The following is a 24037-nucleotide window of genomic DNA, read 5'->3' as shown; positions in this document are numbered from 1 at the left end:
AGCCTTTTCAGCAACAGGCTTTCCGGCCTGTGAAGCGAGAAAATTCACTCTTCGCGGAACAGGCCCGAAAGCCTGTTAAGAGAGAATGGTGCAACATCTCAGCGCGAACTTACTGTGGCGGACGGTTGACACGAATCAATTTACCTCTCAAAGTTTCTTCACCAGCAATAGCATCATTGATGCGTGTTGCCAACCTTTCTAGATTTTTATCGTCTGTACACACGATAATACCAGCATGATTTGGTTGTTGAGCGTGCAAGCGAATGAAATGCCGACGATTTTGCGTCATAACCGCCCGATCGTTATTCACAGCAAAGGCTAATACTTCGGGGTCATCATCTCCGGCATTTCCGGCCTCTTGAATAGTCAGGGCATCGTGACCTAAATTTCGCAGCAATGCCACAACAGGAAACGGGAACTGTTCATCTGCATAGAGACGTGCCATAAATTATACTTCCTGCATCATTGCTGCTGCTTCTTCTCGGAGTGCTGTTTCAATTTCTTCGGAGTTAGCCTCAGCATAAGTCCAGACATTTACTAAGTTTGCAGCATTCAACTGGGGATAAAATTGTAGAAGTTCAGCATCGCTTGAACCTTGACGGCGCAAACTCACGAACAGCCACACGGGAAGTCTAGTTTTGGCAATGCAAGCATCGCCGCCACACACGTCGGGAGTTTTGGTAATTCCTGGCCAGCTATTGTTTAAACTTTGGGTTAAAAGCCGGATGGCTTCAGCTTTCTCAGTCGGAGTTAAGGCCAGGAGTTGTGTTTCTAGTTCTTGGAGAAGCATGGGTAATATCGCCTTTGCGATCGGGAATACCCAATTATAACACTTGAGTTAAATTCACGCTTACTCAGCGTCAAATGTCAAGGCTTCTCCCCTCACATTTGTATCCAATTTACCATTCTCAAAAACAACTTTTCCTCCCACAACCGTGACCGCAGGCCATCCAGTTAAATTCCAACCTTCAAAGGGACTCCAGCCGCACTTTGTCACCATTTCTTCTCGCACGACAGGTCGATAATTATCCAAATCTACTAATACCAAATCTGCATCAAAACCCGGGGCAATCGCCCCTTTGTTGGGAATCTTATAAGCCTTAGCAACTGCCGCCGACATCCAATTAGCAACTTGCGCCACTGTACATCTTCCCTCTACTGCTTGGGTCAGCATCAAAGGCAAAGAAGTTTCGACTCCCGGCATTCCCGACGGCGTATTCGGATAATCTTGAGCTTTTTCTGCTAATGTATGCGGCGCGTGGTCGGTGGCGATAAAATCAATTACGCCGTCGAGTAAAGCTTGCCAAAGTATTTCGTTATCGCGGGGTTCGCGCAAAGGCGGATTCATCTGAGCTAAACTGCCAATTTTTTGATAGGCGCTGGTATTTAACAACAAATGCTGCGGCGTAACTTCTGCTGTCACCCAACTAGGTTTTTCTTGGCGCAACAACTCAGCTTCATCCCCAGTTGAAAGGTGCAGAATGTGCAGACGCCGGTGATATTTTTTAGAAAGTTTTAAGGCTAGCTGAGTTGCTAATAAAGCTGCTTGATTGTCTTGAATTTGGGAGTGTACGGCAACATCGGAAATCCCGGCAAATTCCTGACGCCTCTGGTTGATTCTAGCTTGGTCTTCTGCGTGCACGGCAATTAGTCGATCGCCCGCAGCAAAAATCGCCTCTAAAGTTGCTTCTCCATCCACCAAAAGCTGCCCGTGCATCGAACCCATAAACACCTTAATTCCCGGAGTCGGATTCGCATTCAACAAATCAGGCAAATTTTCGGGGGTTGCACCAATAAAAAAGCCGTAGTTCACCAAACACTTCTCGGCAGCGCGACTTAGTTTATCATCTAAGGCAGCTTGGGTTGTGGTCAGAGGTCGCGTATTCGGCATTTCCAGAAACGATGTCACGCCGCCTTTAGCGCAAGCACAGCTAGCCGTAAACAAGTCTTCCTTGTGTTCTAAACCCGGTTCGCGGAAGTGTACCTGGGGATCGATTACTCCGGGTAACAGAGTTAAGCCTTTCGCATCTATTTCTCGATCGCCCGATGCGGCAATTTCAGGAGCAACCCGAACAATTTTGCCATCGGAGATTTGCACGTCCCCTACCAAAAACTCGCCGTCGGGTAACAAAATGCGAGCGCGGCGGATTAACAAACTTGATGTGGTCGGCATAAGCTATAATTAAATGAGTGATGTGTGTGTGTGAGTCTAAAAAAATTTTATCCTCAAAATAGGTATGCTAATAGTAAGAAATATGAATCAGACTTGCGCTCGCCAACCCTGTTTATACCAAAAACAAGAGGTTGAGGACGATATATCTATGTAAAAAACCCGGTTTCTTATTGGGCAGGTTTGAAGTGAGAAGCAGATTCCTGTCAAGCAACAAATATTTTTTTATGGGTAGGCATTCCTAGCGAGTAATCAAAAAATTATTCGCATACAAATCGAGGTTTTCAACTCGTCAATTAACAGGGTCAATGCAAAAACCCACCCTGCCGGCAAAGATTTTGCAGATTTCCTGAAAAAACTCTGAATTAAGTTTATAATTTGTATCCAGCCCAGTCACTTAATACTTATGACTCGTCTAGACAAGTCAGCCGACGAAAAACCTCCGCAAGACACCGAAAATCCTTGGATCGAAGGAATTAAGACGATCGGCTTAGCAGCCTTTTTGGCCTTTGGCATCCGCACCCTGGTTGCCGAAGCTCGCTACATTCCCACTGGCTCGATGCTTCCAACCTTACAAATTAACGATCGATTAATTATAGATAAGGTAAGCTATCGATTCCAAGACCCCCACCGAGGAGATATTATCGTATTTATGCCTCCTGACCCGGCTAGTTTGTGCACGGGACAGCCGCCACCGATCAAAGATGCGTATATCAAGCGAGTTATTGGACTTCCAGGGGACACTGTGCAAGTCAAAGACGGAAAAGTTTTTATTAACAAGCAGCCGCTACAGGAAAAATATATTGAAGAAATTCCGCAGTATCCCTACGGGCCTGTAGTTGTAGCTCCAAATTCTTACTTGGTGCTCGGCGACAACCGCAACGCAAGCTGTGACAGCCATTATTGGGGCTTTGTGCCGAAGCAAAATATCATCGGTAAAGCAATTGTGCGTTTTTGGCCGCTCAACCGCACAGGTTCGATCGACCCCACGCCCCTCTATCCCGCTAATAATTAGCTCTAACCGAAGAAGGAAGAAGGAAGAAGGCAAACAGAATAATAGCAATGGTTTTGGTGATTGAGAACATCCTAATCGTCTTGCCGGTTGCTATACAAAACGCGAGGGATATTAGATCCCCAACTTCTTCAAGAAGCCGGGGATCTACGCTGACTGACTGGATCAAATCTAAAATCTAAAATGTAAAATCGCCTGACGTTTCGCGATCGAGCACTTTCACAACTTTGTTATACATCTCCTCAGCTTCTTGCTGCGAATTGCCGATACTCGTCAATCCCAATTTGCCAAACTCCGACAAACAACCCATTAAATGAAACACGCTGCCCGTCTCTGTACTGGTGTCAAAGTGCAATTGATTGTCAGCAATAATATCCATCAAATCGTTCGGCAACAATCCCCGATACCGCTCTTTTTTCAAATTGTCAGAAGCAACATAATATTTCGGACGGCCCTGCTGGCTGTAAAATAATCCTGTCGAACGTTCGTACCGACCATTTGTTAACAGCTTCAGCGCCATAAACGGATGAGTTGTGCCTCCTTTCCGCAAGTTAATTTCTATTGCTTGCATATCCCAGTTGCCGTCTGATTGCCGCACCGCAAGAAAATCTACTCCAAATCTCTCTAAAGCACCTTTTTCGGCTAAATTTTTCCCGACTTTCCATCCTAATTCTTGCAATGCCAGTCGGTAGGATTCGTCCGCAGGAAATCGGCAGCCCAAGAAAATTTGACCGTCTGGGCCTCCTAAAATTTGGTCGTGGGTTGAGAGAATTTCTACTTCGCCGCTGGGAACAATTCTGCCTTGAACGCTGGGCGATAACTTTTCTTCTCCTTCGATAAATGCTTCGGCAATTGCCCCTAATTCGGGAATGCGGCTGCTAAAATTTTCCCAGGTTTCGCCCGTTGCTTGAAAGCGCAAATTATGGAAGCTATCGCCAATTGCCTTCGCTCTTTCTTTAGGCGCTTTACCGGCGAGGGAATTCAGATCTAAAATAGCATTTCCTTCACCGGAAAAACCTTCATTTAACTTAATTACGATCCGCTTTAAATGCGGCTGCCTTTCCCAGAGCCCGGCCGCAGATTCGGCTAAATCTTCCACATTCCAAACCAACTCGGAACCGTCAGGATAAGGCAACCCACATTCTTTAAAAATTTGTCTGCTGCCACTTTTTGTTCCCCAGTATAACAGATCGGGATCGCTAGCCCACAAAGGAATCCCCAATTTAACAGATAACTCGCGTTCTAAGGGCGTCGAGTTATAACAAACCATATAAGATTTTGTCGGCCGCACTGCTTGACGAATGCGCTCCATCAAGCGGGGACGCTCTAAAATTTTCTGGGTGAGGGATTTGGCAGAAGCATCGTAAGTACAGAACAGCAAAAGCCGATCGCGCGCGTGAGAAAATGGAATTCCCGGCAGCAATTGTAGGTAATAATCCACAATCATGGGGTGCAGCGGCTCGGAGGTAATGTAAATTAAGCGCGTGCGGGGATTTCGCAGGCGAATCAATGAAAATAAATGCCGCTCTTCGTAGTGGTAAGCACCCTCAACTTTCTTCATTTCTTGCTGATCTAAGCTGAGAGAAGGAATGATAATAATGTCACAATCTCCGCTGTCGAATTCTTCGATAGCTCGCCAACGTTCGCGTAATTCTTTTTGAAGATTGCGAAATTCCTCTGCGAATTCGGAAGATGAATTATTTAACTCTTGCATTGCGTTCGATCCTAAGTATTTAAATAATTATTGCGGATAGTGTCGGGTGCGTCAGCCCCAATAGTTGAGACAACTGACACAGTTTTTTTCTGACGTACTTTAGCGGGATTTTTGACAAAAATGCCCCAATAGTGATTTAAGGTGTGTCAGTCGAAATATTTGAGGCAACTCAAACAGTTTTTTTGTGACCCCGCCCAAAAACGGATACCGTGCCACGTACTCCTACTCCTGTCGTGGAAAGATAAAAATTTTAGACCAAAGTTTAATCTCCCAGATTCATCTGTCCAATAAATCTAAAATCTAAAATCTAAAATCTAAAATCCACTGACTTACTCTACCGGGGACGATCGTGCATTTCTGTCAATCTGCTCTAAGAAGCTCGCCGCACTCGAAAAAGTCTGGCATACTCCAATATTGGCTCTAGGCGGCGTTGATTTTGCTTGAGTGCCGATCGCAATTTTTCCGAAGGGCGCAATACCAGGGGAGCCGAATATTTGTTCAGCATCTCGATTTCTGGCGACTGGCTCATCAGGATCAGCCGCACCTCTTTGTCGAGCAAATAACTCAGAGATAGCAAATCTCCCATGTTCGTAAAATCGTTGCCGCGATCGCTAATTACAATTGTATCTTTAATCGATCGGTTAGCTATCGCCTCTTTGTTAATAATTTTCGCAACTTCAGCATTAAAATAGCTCAAGTCTTTGCTCCACCAAGTATCAGAAAAAGCGCTGACCGTACAGGATGATACACTTGCTGTAAATACCAAGGCTAAAATGACTTGCCAAAACCGCTGCTGAGTTTTCACGTTACTTGCGAGCAAGTAAGCAACTGCTAGCTGCACTCCCGGAAAGCAAGAAATCAGATAGCGGCTGACGGCGGAACGTTTGCCGCCTAGGATTAAATCCGGTAACGCCAGCATCAAAAAAGGTACAAAAATAGATGTTAAAATAAACAGCCAAGTTGAACTGCTAGTCCGGCGGCAGATTGTGTAAAGGGCTGCCGCAATTAACAGCAAAAATGGCAATCTCAGCAGATAATTCCCAATATTATCAAAGCCGAAGTCGAAGTCAAAAAATAATGCTGTAAAGCTGAGCGCCCACAATTTGACAAGATACAGCCAACCCGGAGATAGTCGCGTCCAATCAGTCGTAGCTGATGCTCGTTCCAGGTTGGTTGCCAGCACGTAAATCCACGGAATATACAATATTAAAGCTGCTATTACTGCTAGGAAAAATTGGGAATTAGTTACATGACCTCGCAATTTTGTTTTTTTGACAAACAACCAGTAAGAAATTATAAAAACTCCGTGTCCGATGAGTGTTAAACTGAAGAAAGGGTGAGTGTAGAAACCAAGGGCGATCGCCAGCGAGTAAAATACCCAATTTTGCCAACCCCGCAACCGCACTGCTCTCAGCAGCAGCCAACTGCTGCCAATAACTGTGGCTGTCAGCAAACTGTACTGCCTTGCTGTCTGAGCAAACAATATGTCAAAGGGAGATAAAGCCAAAAGTGCTGTTGCTAATAACGCCGCCAAATTCGAGGCGAAAAGTTCCTGAGCTAAAGCGTACATCAAAGGCAGCGACAGCAAACTCAATATTGCTGGCAAACTGCGGGATGCTGTTAGAGAACTCCCAAATTGCTGCATCCACCAACGAGCCATGAGAAAGTATAAAGGGGGATGCTGCGGGTCTTCGAGTGCCAAAGAACGAATTGTATCTGCTTCTGTACTTCCCGGTTTAATCCGCTGATATTTTTGCAATTCGGGTGCCGGAACAATCCGGTTTTGGAATAGTTCGTCGTCGATTTCTTGGCGTGTGAAACCAGCGGCGCGGATTGATGTGTAAACTTCGTCGTGCCAGTACAGTTTGCGATCGATCTCAAAAAACCGAAATCCGATACCTAGTAAAATGCCGATCGCCAATAAGTTCATCAGCCAGCGGGAATTTTTGGTATTAACAGATGTGTCTTGATGTGTTTTAGATCCCATGCTTGTCCTAATTGTGGCGATTCTCTGCAGGATAGCTACGGTTGACGGAATTTGGCACTGTAGACCATCTCAAACCTCACTCAAGGAGCGATCGATACCCAGTACATATCCCAACAGACAATAATTTTACCCTCTGCCGGATGCCGAATACCTTATAGATCGGAGCCTTCTGAAAGCTGGCTGAGGCTGAACCACCCCCAAAATCAAGAATCTTCAACCAGATCCTCCCAGAAGCTCCAGAGCCCAAAAATAACTGCTAACATACGTGTTGTACAGTTAATCAACAAGCTCCGCAAGGGGTCTACCCGCGTACCGCAAATGCCAAAAAAAGAAGCGTCTATAAAAACTTCCACTGAAAACTCAGAAAAGCAAAAAGCCCTAACTTCCGTACTTTCCCAAATCGAGCGCAGCTTTGGCAAAGGGGCGATCGTCCGATTGGGAGACTCCACTCGCATGAGGGTAGAAACCATTCCCACCGGAGCCCTGACACTGGACATTGCTTTGGGCGGCGGTTTGCCAAAAGGTCGAGTCATTGAAATTTACGGGCCCGAAAGTTCCGGTAAAACCACTCTAGCCCTCCACGCGATCGCCGAAGTCCAAAAATCCGGCGGTATCGCAGCCTTCGTCGATGCCGAACACGCCCTCGATCCCACCTACGCCTCAGCTTTGGGCGTCGATATTGAAAATCTCTTAGTTTCCCAGCCGGATACCGGCGAAATGGCCCTAGAAATTGTCGATCAACTCGTGCGTTCCGTCGCCGTCGATATCGTAGTAGTTGACTCCGTAGCCGCCCTCGTCCCCCGCGCCGAAATCGAAGGCGACATGGGCGACTCCCACATGGGTTTGCAAGCGCGCTTGATGAGTCAAGCTTTGCGGAAAATCACCGGCAACATCGGCAAATCCGGCTGTACCGTCATTTTCCTCAACCAATTGCGGCAGAAAATCGGCGTAACTTACGGCAACCCCGAAACCACAACTGGCGGTAACGCACTCAAGTTCTACGCCAGCGTGCGGCTTGACATCCGCCGGATTCAAACCTTGAAAAAAGGCACAGAAGAGTACGGCAACCGCACGAAAGTTAAAGTTGCTAAAAATAAAGTTGCTCCGCCTTTCCGCATTGCCGAATTTGACATTGTATTTGGCAAAGGCATTTCCACTTTAGGCTGTCTGACTGACTTGGCCGACGAAATGGGAGTAATTATCAAAAAAGGTTCTTGGTATAGCTATAACGGCGAGAACATAGCTCAAGGACGAGACAAAGTGATCCAACACATGGAGAAAAATGCCGACTTCAAAAATGAAATTGAGCAGCTAGTTAAAAAGAAACTTGAGACTGGTGCTGTGGTTTCTGCTAATTCTGTTGCCCCTGTTGACAATGATGATGAGGATGCAGAAGATCTAGACAATGTAGAAGATGTAGACAATGTAGAAGATGTAGAGGATTTGGAAGAAATCTAAATCTTTTAAGCTGAGCTGCATCTAAATTTTACAGTCAAGTGTGATGAAGTTCCTGTAGGGTGGGCGTCTCGCCTGCCCTAAAAATACAATGCAAGATGCGCGACAGCTTAGCAATAGTAGGTGGGCTTGAATTGACCCAAGAACTATATTTTCAAGAACAGGCAAGATGCCTGTTCCACAAAAATTCAATTTTCTTGTGGAACAGGCATCTTGCCTGTTGCTGAAATTGTTGCAAAATCTGAGTTTTAACCGCCAGATACTTTTGAGAGCGCGTTTAATGTTGAGGGTTTTGGTGGAAGGAAATCTCTAAAACTTCTATCTGTTGGTTGAGAGTAGCAGAGCGCTTCTGAGCGTATTTGTCGTGCAGAAAAATAGTTAAGCCCACACCCACTGGCAACACAAAATAGATAAATCCCAGCAACATCTGAGCAATTTCTGCTTGCGCTGCTGCATCGAATTGAGGCGCAGCAGTAGGTTGACTTGTCGTGCTGTTGACTGGCTGCTGATTGGATTGCTCGATCGCCTGTGCTTTTACTTGCGGTTGAGCTTCCTGGGCGATCGCCCCAGAAGCAGTTCCCAAGCATCCAGCCACTGCTACACATACTGTCAGAAAACTAAAAAGTCTTGATTGAACCTTTAATCCGTTGTTCATGGCACTGGTTGAGCGGCGATCGCCTTGCTGAGTTTCTCTTTCGGTTAAGCTTACAAGCATTTTTACTTACCTATTATTAAAATAAATTTAATTTCTGTATTCAAATATACTGTTTTTTTTATTTCAACGCAATAAGTATTTATTACTAAAATAAGGTTAAAATGCACGATCTGCATTAATTCCATGCGCCAGTTGGGTTTTTGAGCGCAAACAGTAACTTTGTATACAATTTTTCCTCTGGACATCCACTTGAATTGGAACGCAACATCAAAGCGCGATCGTAAAAAAACCGTTACCCCAAACAGTTAGAAAGTCAACTCTAAATTAATAATCTGTATTATTTATTAGGACAAGTTATATATGCTTCAAGGGCTTTTATCGTTCAGAGGGCCTTTTCGGATTCTGAACCTGAGTTGGTTTGCTTTTTTCTTAACTTTCGTAGTGTGGTTCAACTACGCACCATTCAGCACAACGGTGCAGCACGATTTGGGACTGACAGTTGGGCAAGCCAGAATCATCAGTCTGTCCAACCTAGCTTTCGCAATTCCTGCACGTATTATTATCGGGATGTTGCTCGATCGCTTCGGGCCTCGCATCACCTTCTCTTCACTCCTGGTATATGCAGCATTTCCGACACTGGCATTCGCCTTTGCCCAAAACTTTAATCAGTTGGTTTTGAGCCGTTTGGCAATGGGAATTGTCGGCGCTGGATTCGTGGTTGGTATTCGCTTAGTTGCCGAATGGTTTCCCCCAAAAGATATCGGCTTCGCTCAAGGTATCTATGGCGGCTGGGGCAACTTTGGCTCTTTTGCTGCAGAAGCAGCGTTACCCGCGATCGCGGCAGGAACAGCTTTTCTCTCAGTCGGACACACAAATTGGCGGCTGGCGATCGCCCTTACCGGGATTGCCACAGCAGTTTTCGGAGTCATTTTTTACTGCAACGTTCAAGACACTCCTCCCGGCAAAGTCTATCAGCGCCCGACCCGCAACGGCGCAATGGAAGTCACCAGCGCCAAAAGCTTTTGGGCACTGTCGATGACCAATATTCCTCTATTTGGTGCCTTAGCTTTGATTGTGTGGCGCTTGCAGAAAGCAAATTTTCTGACTGCAAATGTGATGTACGCTATTTGGATTAGTTTGACAGCACTCTATTTAATTCAGGCTTACAAAGCCTGGGAAGTTAACCGAGAAGTTGTCACCGGCAAAAAACATTACCCTCCTCAAGAACGCTATAAAATCAGTCAAGTATTCGTATTAGAATTAGCTTATGCAGTCAGCTTTGGTTCAGAGCTCGCTGTGGTTTCGATGTTACCGGAATTTTTTGAACACACTTTCAATCTAAATCATGCGATCGCCGGGCCGATAGCTGCTACATATCCGCTGATGAACTTGGTCAGCCGTCCAGCCGGAGGATTAATTTCTGATAAAATCGGCAGCCGCAAGTGGACGCTGACAGTGACGATCGGCGGAGTAGGATTGGGGTATTTAATTATGAGCCAAATTACGGCAAACTGGCATTTAGCAATTGTGATTATCGTGACCATGTTATGTGCCTTCTTTGTCTTCGCCGCCGCAGGCGCAACTTTTGGCATCGCCTCCTTAATTAAACGAGAAGTAACTGGTCAAATTGCCGGAAATATCGGTGCTTACGGCAGTGTCGGTTCTGTAATTTATGCCACCCTTTATAGCTTTCTGCCCCAAACAGTGGCAGGCAACCGCAGCTTCTTTGAGGTACTCGGAATTGCTGCTGTAATTGTGTGCTTCCTTTGTGTTTTTATCCTGAAGGAGCCGAAGGTTATTGCAAGCAAAGATTTGGCAGAAGAAGCTATGCTGCTGGGCCACTAAATGGCAAATCAGGTTTTAAGTAGAACAACTTAAAAAAAACAGAACACCCAGAAGCCTGACTTGTTTATTGAAGAACTAGGGCTTTGAGATGAGCAGCAGTTTATTTATCACTTTTGTCACTTACTGTGGCATAGAGACTGGCTGAACGTATTGAGAATTAGCACGCAAATAACAGCCATTTGTTATCAGGAGCCAGGGTTGACATTTCTCAATTGTCATTGCATTTCTTGCCCTGAGTTAACCGAAAATTCTATCTTTATTCGCGCTGTAAACTTGTTTAATTGCTCCGTTTGGGATCTGGCGACAGTTGAGTTTTCCATCCCGCGACGTGATTCGCCACAATGGCAAAGTTGCTAAGCCAGCAGTTTATGTCAGCCAAGTATTAGCATTTTTAGAAGTATAGTCGCCGCTAGCATTAGCACGCGGTAAAGGCTCAACTAAATTCTTTTGAAATGTCTGGATGGAGGGACAATTTTCTCCTCTCTTCAGCTTCCAAGTAACTTTTACTCCCAATTAGCCGCTCGTTCCAACTTCATGCCTGACAATGGCGATATCCCCAGAACAAACAATTTTTCTGCCAGGCGCGATCGCCCGATTTTGGAAAGTTCCCTTGTAGTGGTAAGAGGCGGCCGCGCCTTCAGAACGGTTGATTTTAATATCGCCTATAAATTTGCGATCGCCTACTTTTGTCTAATAAAACCCTCGGGGATTATTACCTTCTTCTGATAGGTTTAACGAAGTTTTACCCGTGGCACTAATATAAGTAGTAGCGCTAGCAGCACCCCACCAAAATAAAGACAAAACTGCTGCAGACAACCAGATATCATGTTTTTTCATAGCCACACAGGGTATAAATTCATACTTTATTTATAGCTATTGGTGAAAATACTTGCCAGTCGCTCGATCGAGTGTCATTCCTTTGATCGACACCGCGGGCGGGCTGAGAGTGTCCAGCCCACAACAAAATTTAATTTTTGTCGAACGCGCCGGAAAGCCTGTTCTTGAGATCCATTGACGGTATCAACTCTGCAAAACTTCACCCTACTTCAGCTCCCTTCAACTCTTTTCACTGGGAAGCACCCGTATCAATAAACCTACACGGTCTCACTTCTGACTCATTGCAAGTGCTAATAATTCCTAGCAAAATAAATTTATATACGTAAGTAAGGAGCTGGAATCACCTTTCAATACTGTGGAGTTTACGGAGTAGTGGCGCGACGGCGAAGTTGGTGTTAGCAACACTAGGGCGATCGTTAAAGTGGGCAAATTTCACATCTCAGGCTGTTTGTAAAGAAATGCAAAGGTTCCTGAAAGCAGATTCCTCGAATAGAAAAGACGAATTTCTGAGCTAACTAGCTCAAAAAATCAAGTTGGTCTAGAGCGCGAATGAACTTTAAGGCACGCAAATTAAATTATGAGTAAAATCAAGTTTTTGCTTAAGGTAAAATAAATTATGGCTGACCGTCAATTAGAAGTTATATTAAAGATGGCTCAAACAATTAATCCTCAAATTGAGAGCGATCGACATCTTGAAATAGACTTGGCAAAATTGCGCCAACTGCCAGCAGGAACATTAGGGTGCGAAGTGGCGCGATTTCTAGACGAACAAGGCTTTGAGCCGATCGCATCGGGAGACTGGATTCAGCGAAACCACGACGTTTGGCACGTTCTGACAGGTCTTTCGGCTTCAACAGAAGATGAATTGGTACTTCAAGCGTTTACTAGCGCTCAAGTATTTCGTCCTTCTTGTGCGATTTTAGTGTTAGTTGGACTGATCGGCGGCAAATGCGCGATCGGACAAATTATCAAAGGCTTAAAACACGGAAAATTCGCCACTCGGTTAATTAATTGGGACGTTGCATCTGATTGGGAAACTCCTTTATCTGAAGTTCGAGAAAAACTCAGAATTCAACCCTTAACTGATTAGATTTTAACTCATTACCTCATTGCAAAAATATGCAAAGCACAAGTTACAAACCGGAAATTAGCCTGAGTCCACGGGAAAGAGCGATCGCGCAATTAGTAGCCCAAGGTCTGCCAAATAAATGTATTGCCAAAAATTTAAATATCAGTCACTGGACGGTTGCTACTTACGTGAGGCGGATTTTTATCAAACTCGGTGTTTGTTCCAGAACGGCGATGATTGCACTGCTGATCCAAGAAAATTTGCTCTGGGATTAACCAACACAGTCCTGGACGCAACAACGCGGTTGATTCAGGCCATTTGGTCATATACGCTCGAACGTGACAGCGAGAAACCGGGTTTTTTGGGAAAGCGTGCGTCCACGACTGATATCGTTTCCGGTAGCATCTGAATGATCGAGGACACCGCGAGTGGAAGAGTGTCCCTACCCCGATTAATTGTGGGGACGCAGGCACTCGCGGTGTCCTGACTGTGGATACTATTAATTCCGACGCTACTGGAGTTGATATGAAACAGTAGAATTTCTCAGACATCGAGAACGGGCTTTCCGGTCCCTTCCACAAAAATTCAATCTTCTTGTGGAAGGGGCCGGAAAACCCGTTCTTATTTGCAAGCGTTAATCTAAACTTCCCCCATACAAATTTATTAACAGTCCTAAAACTCTTACTCAAGAAATGATACAAATGTTGAGCTAAAAATTTGTAGCCATCGATCGGCAATAGCTGACGCAGGATCTCGCGCTCAATTGTTGTAGATTCAATATCATGACCGATCGCAAACAGGTATCAATCATCTACATGGGTACACAAAGTTTTACTCAACAATTGAAACCTTTGCGCTCTGATACTTTTGAGTCTTTGTAAGTATTTTTGCTGAGGGAAGTTCAGGTTAATTTTTTTCTATGCCAAAGCCAAAGAAGGAGAAGAATTTCTCAGAAAACTCAGCAATTCTCGATTCACCGTTTGCGGCGCTTCCTGCTGAATCCAGTGACCGCAGTTAGGAACTAATTTCAACTTAAACGGAGCCGTAATTAATCGATCTAAACCTTCTATAAGTTTGTGGCTCAAAAACGAATCTTCTTCTCCCCAAAGCACCAAAGTAGGAACTGTCACGGGTTCTAATTTCTGTCCCCAATTCCAAAGCCGCTGCGGGTGAAACATCTGCTGGTAATAATTCATCGCAGCCGCTAATACTCCCGGCTTTTCTAAAGCAGTCTGATAAATCTTAGTTTCTTCAGCGCTAAAAGCTCCTTTGCGAATAGCTTGTCCCTGCAAAATACTTTGCACAAAATCTTTCAAATTTTGCCGGATCAACCATTCGGGGATGCCGGGAACCTGAAAAGCCAAAATGTGCCAACTGCGGCGGATTTGATCTAAGTTGCTCGCCATTTCCTGCACGAATCGCTGCGGGTGGGGAGCGTTTAAAATAGCCAAGCGGTTGAGTTTTTCGGGGAATTTTTGAGCTAAATTCCACGCGATCGCACCTCCGCAATCGTGACCGACAACGTGAGCTTTTGCATAGCCCAAGCTGGCAATCAAACCGCGAATATCGGCGCTCAGCGTATCTAAATCGTAGCCGCTGGCCGGCTTGTCGGAATCGTTGTAGCCGCGCAAATCCGGCACCACAACCTTGAAATGACGGGCTAAAGCAGGGATTTGATGGCGCCAAGAGTACCAAAACTCTGGAAACCCGTGCAGGAGGAGAACGAGTTCGCCTTCTCCTTGAGAAACGCAGTGCAGGCGGATGTTGTTGGTCTCGACAAAGATGTGTTGCCGTTCGGAATCGAAAGAATTCATAGTTGGAAAGTTAGACTTATTTTGGGGAAGTACAGAACCCGCCGACTGGTAGCAGGCTGAAACTGCCCAATGGTTTTAATGTTTCTGCTTTTATTGTAGCTGCTTTTCGAGTCCCGCCGCTGCTATCTAATTAAACTTAAAACTTGTAGGGTTTTTCGGCGTCCTGTTTTTTAGGTGTCATTACTAATCTTAACTTTCTCACCTTAAATTTGTTGTTTTAACAGCGGCGCAGGCGATTCAATAATAGCACAATTTCGTCAGTTGCCGATCGCATTTTTGCAGCCGATAGGTCTGATTGATTTACGATAATGCTAAACACCAGAGGCTCGTAATTCGGAACTTCGATATATCCCGACAGCGCCGAAACTCCGCTCAAAGTTCCTGTTTTCGCTTGCAAAGTTACGCGGTTTGGTGTAATATTTAATCGATTTTTCAAAGTACCGTTCTCGCCAGCGATCGGCAGTGACTGGCGGTAAATAGATGCAGCAGGTGAGTTTGCCATAAATCTCAAAGTTTGCACCAAGGCTTCTGGACTAATTAAATTGTGGCGAGACAAGCCGGAACCGTCGGCTAATATGTAGCTGTTTGGGTTTACTCCTAATTGAGTTAAAACTGTCTTTAACTCTTTCAAACCGATTTCACCTGTATCCTCTTGTGGCACAGGCATCTTGGCTGTGAGTGTTTGCGGCAGGGGCATTTTGTCTGTAACTTTTCCCAGCAACCTCAATAAAACTTCTGCATAAAGATTGTTGCTTTCTCGATTAGTTTCTTTCACCAATTCCGCCACCGCAGGCGATTCAACAGTCGCTAATTCTTGATTGAAATTCCCAGAAGCAGATGCAACGACAGCCTGTTTGACAGGAATTCCCTCCGCCGCCAGAACTTGCTGAAAATGCTGCAAAAAATTATTAGCGGGGTTGACAACGGCGACATAAGCTGGTTCTGATTCTGCACCAACTTTCAACTGTCCGCTAACTCGAATTGCAGGTCGATCGAACTCCCGGCCAACTTCAATAAACTCAGATTCGTTTTGGGCGACTGTTAGTGAATTGTTCTGAATTTGCCACTGATTTGCCAGCTTTGGTTCGGCAAAAGTAACTTTCAGAGGTTGCCCGAGCTCCTGCGGGGACAAGAGAAGTTCGATCGCGTTTTGATTGAAAATTAAACTGTTAATCGGCGCTCCGTAGCCAGCTTGCGCGTCTTCCCATTCCCAATTCGGATTGACTGCACGGCCTTGAAAATAGCTGTCATCGCCAATCAACTCGTTAACTTGACTGATTCCCCGCTGCTTCAACTGCTGCGCCAAGGATTTCAACTGAGGCTCAGCAATGCTCGGATCTCCCCTGCCGGCAACGTACAAACTTCCATTTTCGCCGCTGTAAACCGATGTCTTAATCCGAAAACCTGCACCGAGTTTCTGCAAAGCAGCGGCTGTGGTTAGCAGCTTGGCATTTGATGCGGGAATAAAATATTTTTGGGCGTCGCGGCTGTAGAGAGTAGCAGTAGAAGATAGAGGTTGAATCAAAATGCCCCAGCGCGATCGGCTAAATTCGGGACGGTTGACGATCGCATCTACTTGCGCCCCCAATTCCGCAGGACAAATATCCCCAGCAACCCCCGACGTTTGAGCAGCAACCGCCGAGGGGCGCCCCAGAACTAGCACTAACAAACTAAGCGCAATTCCTTTGATTCTCAAGTCGTACATATATTAGAGATCGATCGTACAAACCGGGTTGATGAGCGCAAGTTCCTTAACAATAATTATTAAAATTAGATGCGCGAGAGCTTGGAAGTGTAACGGAGTCAAGTCAAATTTAATAATAATAACGCGCATGAATTCTCGGATTGAACAGCGCCTCTACAGGTTTTCCCCCTTTGAGGTGCTGTTCCACAATCAACGGTACATCACTCGGTTTAACTCGACAATACCAAATTTCGTCAGGGGTAACTCGTACAGTCGGGCCAGTGTTGCACTGTCCCTGACAGCTACTGGCCTCAACTGTTACCCCTGCAACTTGTTGAGCTTCAAAAGCAGCTAGCACTGCTGCTGAACCGTTTTTCAGGCAAGATTGATACTGGCAAACCAATACACAGCGCGGTTCTGGTTGGGAGTCTGGTTCTGAGGTTGGAGATTCTGGCATTGCTAAGGATTTATCCGCTCTTTAAGATATCTTAACAATCTTGTCAGCCCGATCGCCCGCCGGAGGGAGAGAAAGGGCAGAATTTTACAGTGCGATCGAAAAAAACAGCAAAAATTCTGGCACTCAAAATTTTTCCTTGCTTCTACCTTCTAACGAATCCCTTCAGCAGAGCTGCCTTTCTTCAGTCTGTGCCGCGCTTTCCCTATATGATCGATTTAGAGAAACAACTCAATCAACCGCTAATCATGCCAAAAACAGTAGCCGATATAATGAGCCGCGAGCCGATTTTGGCGCGACCCGAAATGCCCTTGAACGAAGCGATTAAAATTTTAGCCGATCGACGCATTAGCGGTCTTCCCGTCGTAGATGAGAATGACTTGTTGGTAGGAGTCATCTCCGAAACCGACTTGATGTGGCGCGAAAGCGGCGTAACTCCGCCCGCTTATATCATGGTGCTCGATAGCGTCATTTATTTGGAAAATCCCTCTCGTTACGAGCGAGAACTTCACAAGGCTTTAGGACAAACAGTAGGAGAAGCGATGAGTAGAGAGCCAGTTACCATCGGGCCCGACAAATCTGTCCCAGAAGCTGCCAAACTGATGCACGATCGCAGCATCCACCGATTGCCTGTGGTCGATTCTGCAGGCAAAGTAATCGGCATCCTCACTAGGGGAGATATTATCAGATCGATGGCTGCAGAATCTTAATTAACGGTTGCAGTTCCAGGACTGTATCAGAAAATGAGTCGTGAAGCGAAGCTATCCCGTAGGGAATCGCTCCTTAAATCTCCCTCGCTTTTGGCAATTACCAATTACCAAATCTAAAATCTAAAATCTAAAATCTAAAATCCGATGAGCATTACCCCTGAGTCTGTCGAACAATTGCTGAATTCCGAGGATTTTGGCGAAAGACTGCGAGCAGTCAACCAACTGCGGCAACTAGAACCCGCGATTGCCTATAAACTGATTCAAACTGCGATCGGCGACAAAAACGTCCGCGTTCGCTACGCAGCAGTCAGCCAGATATCAACCCTCGGCACGCAGAATCTGCCGAATGCTTTAGAGGTACTGCTCCACAGCCTGCACAACGACCCCGAACCCGACGTGCAAGCAGCAGCAGCCGATGCTTTGGGCGCATTGAAATTAACCGATGCTTTAGAAGATTTGCAGCAAGTTTATAGCAGTACCTCTGAATGGCTGGTGCAACTGAGCATCGTCGCGGCTTTGGGAGAAATGGGAGATCCCAAAGCCTTTCCGATGTTAGAAAATGCCCTGAGTTCTGAAAACGAATTGATCCAAACCATTGCCATCAGCGCATTAGGTGAATTGGGAGATCGGCGGGCGCTGCCGCTGCTGCTTCCCTACGCTTCTAATGCAGATTGGCAGGTTCGTTACAGAGTCGCCCAAGCTCTAGGGCGGCTGGGCGGTACAGAAGCAGAGGCGGCTTTGGAAATTCTCGCCAAAGATGAGGTTGAACAAGTTGCTCAGGAGGCTAAAGTCGGACAAGAAAATAGTTTGAAATCTTGAGATTGTTTTGGCGATCGCGAACAAGCCTGCGCGGTTGTGAATTTTGAATTTATTTAGAATTTTTGGTGAAGATTCTACTAAAAACTCTGTTCGCGATCGCACGCAGAATTCAGAAACCCGGTTTCTTCCTATATTGCTCGTTTTTGTCTGCAAAACTCCTAGAAACCGGGTTTCTAGCCAGCCAGCGGGCTGGGTGCGTAGCCCAAACCTTACTAATCAGGAAAAATCTAAAATCTAAAATCTAAAATCTAAAATTGTATTGAGGTCACAGGCGATCGCGAACTCTCTGAAAACTCTCCTCAAAGTCGATCGCACTCTTCTCTTTCCCAACCAGAGCCGGCATCTTGACATCCGCACTTTGAGAACAGCTATAATCAAAATAGATAAAGCAGCGGCAGGGACTAAGACAATTATTAAATTGTACCCATCCCGCTAGCGATCGGGGAAACTATCGTTAAGAGGGTAAGTCATCTACCAGCAAAAACAACTGTTAAAACTCTTGATCGTCCCCATGCTTGAACAACTACAAAATTCCGGTTATCAGTCCTCTGACATTTTAACAGGAGAGCGATCGGCCTCTCAAGTCGCACCAACTCCAACCAATCAAAACTTTATTTATAGAGTTTTAGAACTTACCAACATCGAACGCGGCAAATTGAGTTTATCCCCGCTAACCTTAAATACTCAGTTACTAAATGCGGCGCAAACTCACACCCAAAACATGGCAGTGCAAGACTTTTTCGATCACACCGGAAAAGATGGTTCATCACCCGGAACCCGGATTACTGCAACGGGCTATAAATTCTCAGCGGCGGCAGAAAACATCGCTGCGGGATCTTCTACACCCGAACAAGTTGTATCATCGTGGATGAACAGCAGCGGTCATCGCACTAACATTCTCAACCCAAATCTCAAAGAAATTGGCATCGGTTACTATTTCTTAGCCGACGATACTGGCACAGAAAATTGGAATCACTATTGGACGCAAGTTTTTGCGACTTCTCTTGACGGTAGCGTCAATCCCGCACCGACACCAACTCCCACACCAACTCCCACACCAACTCCCGCACCAACTCCCACACCAACTCCCAACACATTGGTATCGATTATTTCACCAATACCCAATGCTACAGGGGACGGCAGCCCGACGACAGCACCTCAAAATACAGCCAGCGGCGGCAATTATTTCCTATCAGATAGTGCCGATACTCAAATACCGACAAATGCTGCGGGATTGCCAATTTTTGCCCTTTCCGGCAAAGATAATATCAGCGGGGGAGAAGGTGCTGATAGCATTAATGGAATGCAAGGTGCGGATACAATTAATGGCGCAGGAGGCAATGACAGCTTATCGGGCGGCAAAGAATCGGATTTAATTGATGGCGGTGTTGGCAATGATTTTATCAGCGGCAACAACGATAACGATCGACTAATCGGAGGAGACGGTAACGATACTATTCGCGGTGGCAAAGAAGATGATGTCTTGATTGGCGGTAACGGTGACGATTTGTTGGCGGGCGATCGCGGTCAAGATATTCTGACCGGCGGCGGCGGAAATGATACGTTTATCTTGGCAGGAGGTTTGTCTGCTTCGGCTACTTTAATTGGTGCGGATGTAATCGTCGATTTTGGGGCTGGGGATAAAATTGGTTTGACTGACGGTATCGGATTTGCAAACTTGACTTTTGAAGCTGTGAGTTTGCAGTTGGATGGAGGTGCAAGCATCGCTTCTACGGCGATTAAGTCTGGCAGTAATTATTTGGGAATAGTGCAAGGTGCAAGTCAAAGTCAGCTTACATCGAGCATTTTTGTGAATGGGTAACGGGGAATCGGTAGTGTAAAATTTCACTTATGCAGCTTGTAAGGTGCGTCAGTTGGTAGGGATTGGATGGGTAGCCCAGATTGTCGAAGCTGACGCACCCTACTACTTCAGTTGTTATAGCAATTCTCCAAAATCTTGCTACAAACTGCATGATTACTAAGAAGGGTAACTATGAAAAAAGTAGCGGTGTTTGGCAACACTGGAGGCGGTAAATCAACTCTCAGCAAGAGATTATCAGAAATCACTGGTTTGCCACTTTACCCCTTGGATAAAATTCAATATCAATCTGGAGGCGCTGAGGTTCCACATGAAGAATATAAGCATATCCATGAGAAAATTTTGGCTACTGACCGATGGATTATAGACGGGTTTGGTTGTATGGAAACCGTCTGGATTCGACTCAACGAGGCGGATAGTCTGGTTTTTGTGGATCTGCCCTTATACGTGCATTTCTGGTGGGTGACTAAACGACTAATCACAGGTAGCTTTATGCCGCCAGAAGGCTGGCCGGAAAAGAGTCCGATCTTGAAGAGTTCAATTAATAGTTACCGCGTTCTTTGGTTGTGTCACAAGTATTTGACTCCCAGATATCGCGAGTATGTCGATCGCGCTCAAAATACCAAAAGTGTTTATCACATCAGATCCGCAGAAGAGATTGCACAATTTTTGGAATCGATATCGCAAATGACAGTTGACTCTTGACTCTTGACTGATGACTGTTGAAGGAGGAGTTAAAAAAATGAAAATTGCGCGAATTATTTGTTGGCCTCCGGATTCGACTTTACGCCCGAGGATGAAGCGCGGATTTGATATCATTCCGGCCTGACTGCCGGAATTGATATCAGAGGTTGATTTGAGCAGGCTTCCGGTAGCCAAGTAACTCACAACAGACCTCAAGTATTTTTGTCAACTTTTCTGCTGCACGGACTTGATTGTTGCTAAAACAAGATGCTCAAAATCTTCTGCCTGAGTACAGATTTGCTTGACCTGTAACCATTTTTGCGTAATATGTGGAGCATGAAAACTGTACTCCCTTCTTGTTTTCTTGATGCGTAGAGCCTTGGGGAGTTGCTCTAGTCTCGACTCTAGGTTGAGCTCGCACTCGGCGTTAGCCAGCAATGGGTGAGATGAATCCAGAACAGCAGCAGCTAACCAAGTACCTGAAGACTGGGCAGGTAGACAAAATAATGTTCGATCGCCTGGTGTTACCTGTCCCAACCAGCTTTTAATCACTACACCTAGGAAGTCTGCTGTATCAGATACTGGCGGGCAGGGCTGCTTGCAGGGGAGACTTCCCCAGTTACTATTTTGGGCGATGGCTGCTACCGCTTCGCCGCAGTCACCATATTGCTGGCTCGCCACATCAACATCCAAATGGATGATGATTAAATCAAAGCCCACCAGAGTGGGATCGGTATCTATTGAACCATGATGTAGCTGATGGCGCTGATGCGCCGCTTGGCACCATTTGAGTACACCGCACCAACCTGTCCCCATAAAACCTTGAGTAGGTTCTGGTTGCAGTTGTACCATCGTAAAGGGCTTGGCTAGCACGGATTTGAGGGCTGCTTGAATTACTTCATAGTCCGTCGGTCCCTCGGCTACTAGGGCAATACGTAAATCAGACATTGGGCACGCCTCCCAGATGTCCCATCAGCCACAGACGAGATAGGGGGTATTGTTGATTGAGGCTTGTCAGTTCGGCGGTTACTTCTAGGCGACGCACGCAGGTTTGTCCATTGCTATTGCGTTCCACGACGAATAGGCGAATTTCAGGATCGGATAAGTCTAGCCCATCTAGGGCGGCGGGGTTGTGCGCTGTAAATAGCAGTTGCCGATCGCGATCGTTGAAGTGGAGCCAACCGGATAGGCGGGAGATGAGTCGCACCAGTAAGCGGGGGTTGAGAGCTTGGTCTAGGTTATCGAGCGCCAGCAGATGGGGAGCTTGGGGTAGCAGACAGAGCAGGGCGGTAAAAATCACATAAAGTGCTCCTTCACTGGCATCGTAAGCGGTTAGCTCGTTACGGTTTTGGTTCATGAAGCGATCGGTAAATTTCAGGAGTAGCATAGTGCGTGGCACTTTGGGCGACAATAGGGTAGTCCCGTGGCTGGTAGTCTGGATATCTGCTACCCAGTCGATCAGTTCTAGCACCTGCTCTAGGATGTCGGTACTCTCTTCTTCCCCATTGTCTAAGTGCTTGCGTAAAGCGGCAAAACCCTCAGCGATTTGTCCGCCACTCAAACCGACGGGCGCACGGGATTGTTGATCGGGTACGATGCCGCGTAGGGTGGGCGTGTTGGGACAATAAATCGCAAACTCTTGGAGGCGCTGCATTAACTGGGCAGCGGGATTGGTTGGTTCTAGGTCTACCAGTGTCAATGCAGCCAGCCCAGCCTTCTTGTTGAGGTTTTTCTTGCTACGAATACCAGCCGAAACGATCTCCCTTTCTCCGTCACTGAGGACTTCGGTTTTGTAAGACCAAGCGGGTTCGGGGGAATCGAGGGGATTGAGCAAGGAAACACCATAGTATTCGTTGCTTTCACCGGCCACCTCAATGGCGATGTGAGCGGGGGTGCGTTCGGTGGCAAAGGAGCTTTTGTACAGGCGTGGCAATCCAGCCCGCACGCCACGACGCAATAAGCTTTCATCATCCACGACCCCATTAGCTGCTGCCCCCAAGACACCAAGGGCTTCCAGCAGGTTGCTTTTGCCTGCTCCATTGGCTCCGATGAAGCAATTGACTCTACCTAGTTCGATCGTTGTTGAGTATATGGATTTGAAGCCTCGAATATCTACCTTGCGGATTTTGCTCATACCAATCCAAATAACAGATTTTTGATAGCTATTTTGGTGTTTTTAATCAGGCTTTCAGATTGAGTGAGCATATTCAAGCCCTCCAGATAGCGATAGAAATGACAGAGAGGGTCTGAGGGGAAGAAATAAACTTGCTACATCATAAAGGAGGTTAATAACCAGGATTTAGATGACTCACACCTAAAATCTCAAATTTAACATCCTACTGAGGCTACGGCCGATCGCAAATTGCCTTGAAATTCGCCCAAAATGCGATCGCACTCTTCCTTCTCCAAACCAGTCCAGTGCATCATCAAAGCTAACTTAACAGACTTGCCGCTTTTTTCGAGCAAAAAACCCGCTTCATCCCGGTTCAAATCAGTCAAATCCTGCAACATCCGCACAGCCCGATCGCGCAATTTCTTATTAGTTACTGCCACGTCAACCATCCGATTGCCGTAAACCTTCCCCAGCTTCACCATTACGCCAGTCGAAAGGATATTCAAAGCCATTTTTGTCACCGTACCGGCTTTCAAGCGCGTCGAACCCGCCACTACCTCCGGCCCAACCAACAACCGAATATCAACATCAGCCTCAAACTTCACTTGTTCGACGGGTACGCAGGCCATAAACACAGTCTTCGCCCCCCGCTGGCGCGCCGCCTGCAAAGCGCCCGCGACAAACGGCGTCGTACCTCCAGCCGTAATCCCGACAACTACATCTAAGTGGGTAATTTGACGGTTGGCGATCGCCTCGGCCCCATCCTCAGCCCGATCCTCCAAATCCTCCGAACTCCGCACCAAAGCCCCCGCACCCCCGGCAATTATGCCCTGTACGAGTTCTGGGGGCGTGCAGAAGGTGGGGGGACACTCGGCCGCATCCAGCACCCCCAAACGCCCGGAAGTACCCGCACCGACATAAAACAGGCGGCCTCCTTGACGCAGAGACTCGGCTGCAATGTCGATCGCTTGGGCTAACTGTTTGCGGGCACGGGCGATCGCGCTTAAGGTTTGGGCGTCTTCCCGGTTGAACAAGTCCACTAATTCGATCGAACTGAGTTGGTCTAAATTCTCGCTGTTGGCATTCACCTGTTCCGTCAGCAGATGGCCCCGTTCTTCCAAATTCTTCATTTTTTGTCAGTTGTTAATTGTCAGTTGTCGGCTACCAACCGAAGTCAAGAGACATAAACAGTCCCC

At 46.4% G+C, this 24037-nt stretch carries 22 protein-coding genes; 10 read left to right on the top strand and 12 right to left on the bottom strand.

The genetic code is table 11. The features are described 5' to 3' along the window. Positions 1-109 precede the first annotated feature (109 nt). The 3 genes from QUA80_RS02845 to QUA80_RS02835 are packed head-to-tail and all read right to left on the bottom strand — an operon-like array spanning position 110 to position 2173. Entirely contained in the window at positions 110-445 is a 336-nt protein-coding gene (locus tag QUA80_RS02845; protein WP_333421220.1) for a DUF5615 family PIN-like protein, read from the bottom strand. 3 nt (positions 446-448) lie between these two features. Next, positions 449-790 (bottom strand): DUF433 domain-containing protein, encoded by a 342-nt coding sequence (locus QUA80_RS02840; protein WP_015174644.1) that lies wholly within the window; start codon positions 788-790, stop codon positions 449-451. 60 nt (positions 791-850) lie between these two features. Continuing rightward, positions 851-2173 carry a dihydroorotase gene (locus tag QUA80_RS02835; protein WP_333421218.1) on the bottom strand — a complete coding sequence of 441 codons (1323 nt, stop codon included), beginning with the start codon at positions 2171-2173 and terminating at the stop codon, positions 851-853. Positions 2174-2576: 403 nt separating this feature from the next. Between QUA80_RS02835 and lepB the strand changes: the two genes are divergently transcribed. Then, on the top strand, positions 2577-3185 hold the full coding sequence (lepB, locus tag QUA80_RS02830; protein WP_333421217.1) for a signal peptidase I: 609 nt from the start codon (positions 2577-2579) through the stop codon (positions 3183-3185). Positions 3186-3360: 175 nt separating this feature from the next. Here lepB and QUA80_RS02825 read toward each other — a convergent pair whose 3' ends face one another. After that, entirely contained in the window at positions 3361-4896 is a 1536-nt protein-coding gene (locus QUA80_RS02825; RefSeq protein ID WP_333421216.1) for a peptide ligase PGM1-related protein, read from the bottom strand. 370 nt (positions 4897-5266) lie between these two features. Continuing rightward, positions 5267-6883 carry a glycosyltransferase family 39 protein gene (locus tag QUA80_RS02820; RefSeq protein WP_333421214.1) on the bottom strand — a complete coding sequence of 539 codons (1617 nt, stop codon included), beginning with the start codon at positions 6881-6883 and terminating at the stop codon, positions 5267-5269. 318 nt (positions 6884-7201) lie between these two features. Between QUA80_RS02820 and recA the strand changes: the two genes are divergently transcribed. Further along, positions 7202-8341 carry a recombinase RecA gene (gene recA / locus QUA80_RS02815; protein WP_015174639.1) on the top strand — a complete coding sequence of 380 codons (1140 nt, stop codon included), beginning with the start codon at positions 7202-7204 and terminating at the stop codon, positions 8339-8341. 274 nt (positions 8342-8615) lie between these two features. Here the strand turns inward: recA and QUA80_RS02810 are convergent, their stop codons facing one another. Beyond that, on the bottom strand, positions 8616-9053 hold the full coding sequence (locus QUA80_RS02810) for a hypothetical protein (protein ID WP_015174638.1): 438 nt from the start codon (positions 9051-9053) through the stop codon (positions 8616-8618). Positions 9054-9353: 300 nt separating this feature from the next. Between QUA80_RS02810 and QUA80_RS02805 the strand changes: the two genes are divergently transcribed. The 4 genes from QUA80_RS02805 to QUA80_RS02790 all read left to right on the top strand — a co-directional run bounded on the left by QUA80_RS02805 (position 9354) and on the right by QUA80_RS02790 (position 13019). Beyond that, positions 9354-10838, top strand: coding sequence for a NarK family nitrate/nitrite MFS transporter (locus QUA80_RS02805; RefSeq protein ID WP_333421210.1), 1485 nt, complete (start codon positions 9354-9356; stop codon positions 10836-10838). A 534-nt stretch (positions 10839-11372) separates the two neighbouring features. Next, complete coding sequence (locus QUA80_RS02800) at positions 11373-11564, top strand: hypothetical protein (RefSeq protein WP_333421208.1); 192 nt, start codon at positions 11373-11375, stop codon at positions 11562-11564. 727 nt (positions 11565-12291) lie between these two features. Further along, positions 12292-12765: a Coq4 family protein gene (locus tag QUA80_RS02795; protein WP_333421206.1), complete on the top strand. Its 474-nt coding sequence runs from the start codon at positions 12292-12294 to the stop codon at positions 12763-12765. A gap of 29 nt (positions 12766-12794) precedes the next feature. Then, positions 12795-13019, top strand: coding sequence for a response regulator transcription factor (locus tag QUA80_RS02790; RefSeq protein ID WP_083888111.1), 225 nt, complete (start codon positions 12795-12797; stop codon positions 13017-13019). 642 nt (positions 13020-13661) lie between these two features. Here QUA80_RS02790 and QUA80_RS02785 read toward each other — a convergent pair. From QUA80_RS02785 to QUA80_RS02775, 3 genes are all read right to left on the bottom strand, one after another. Next, on the bottom strand, positions 13662-14558 hold the full coding sequence (locus tag QUA80_RS02785) for an alpha/beta hydrolase (RefSeq protein WP_333421204.1): 897 nt from the start codon (positions 14556-14558) through the stop codon (positions 13662-13664). A 217-nt stretch (positions 14559-14775) separates the two neighbouring features. Beyond that, positions 14776-16263, bottom strand: coding sequence for a D-alanyl-D-alanine carboxypeptidase/D-alanyl-D-alanine endopeptidase (dacB, locus tag QUA80_RS02780; RefSeq protein WP_333421202.1), 1488 nt, complete (start codon positions 16261-16263; stop codon positions 14776-14778). Between the two features lie 109 nt (positions 16264-16372). Beyond that, positions 16373-16699: a (2Fe-2S) ferredoxin domain-containing protein gene (locus QUA80_RS02775; protein ID WP_333234604.1), complete on the bottom strand. Its 327-nt coding sequence runs from the start codon at positions 16697-16699 to the stop codon at positions 16373-16375. A gap of 245 nt (positions 16700-16944) precedes the next feature. Here QUA80_RS02775 and QUA80_RS02770 point away from each other — a divergent pair, with 245 nt between their 5' ends. The 4 genes from QUA80_RS02770 to QUA80_RS02755 all read left to right on the top strand — a co-directional run bounded on the left by QUA80_RS02770 (position 16945) and on the right by QUA80_RS02755 (position 20749). Beyond that, complete coding sequence (locus QUA80_RS02770) at positions 16945-17406, top strand: CBS domain-containing protein (protein WP_333421201.1); 462 nt, start codon at positions 16945-16947, stop codon at positions 17404-17406. Between the two features lie 144 nt (positions 17407-17550). Continuing rightward, on the top strand, positions 17551-18225 hold the full coding sequence (nblB, locus tag QUA80_RS02765) for a phycobilisome degradation protein NblB (RefSeq protein WP_333421198.1): 675 nt from the start codon (positions 17551-17553) through the stop codon (positions 18223-18225). A gap of 511 nt (positions 18226-18736) precedes the next feature. After that, complete coding sequence (locus QUA80_RS02760) at positions 18737-20047, top strand: CAP domain-containing protein (protein WP_333421196.1); 1311 nt, start codon at positions 18737-18739, stop codon at positions 20045-20047. Positions 20048-20218: 171 nt separating this feature from the next. Next, entirely contained in the window at positions 20219-20749 is a 531-nt protein-coding gene (locus QUA80_RS02755; RefSeq protein WP_333421194.1) for an adenylate kinase, read from the top strand. Between the two features lie 204 nt (positions 20750-20953). On the opposite strand, the gene QUA80_RS02750 is transcribed toward QUA80_RS02755, so the two are convergent. The 3 genes from QUA80_RS02750 to murQ form a co-directional block, all read right to left on the bottom strand. Next, positions 20954-21676 (bottom strand): hypothetical protein, encoded by a 723-nt coding sequence (locus QUA80_RS02750; RefSeq protein ID WP_333421192.1) that lies wholly within the window; start codon positions 21674-21676, stop codon positions 20954-20956. Beyond that, entirely contained in the window at positions 21669-22862 is a 1194-nt protein-coding gene (locus tag QUA80_RS02745; RefSeq protein ID WP_333421190.1) for an AAA family ATPase, read from the bottom strand. Before QUA80_RS02745 ends, QUA80_RS02750 begins: the two co-directional genes overlap by 8 nt. Before the next feature lie 194 nt (positions 22863-23056). Next, a complete protein-coding gene (gene murQ / locus QUA80_RS02740) occupies positions 23057-23971 on the bottom strand; it encodes an N-acetylmuramic acid 6-phosphate etherase (RefSeq protein WP_333421188.1) in 915 nt (304 codons plus the stop codon). Between the last annotated feature and the right edge of the window lie 66 nt (positions 23972-24037).

This window comes from Microcoleus sp. F4-D5 (genome assembly GCF_036704885.1).
In the GTDB taxonomy this organism is placed as follows: Bacteria; Cyanobacteriota; Cyanobacteriia; order Cyanobacteriales; family Microcoleaceae; genus Microcoleus.
Note: the sequence above shows the minus strand (reverse complement) of the source record. Positions and strands in the feature narration are given on the sequence as shown.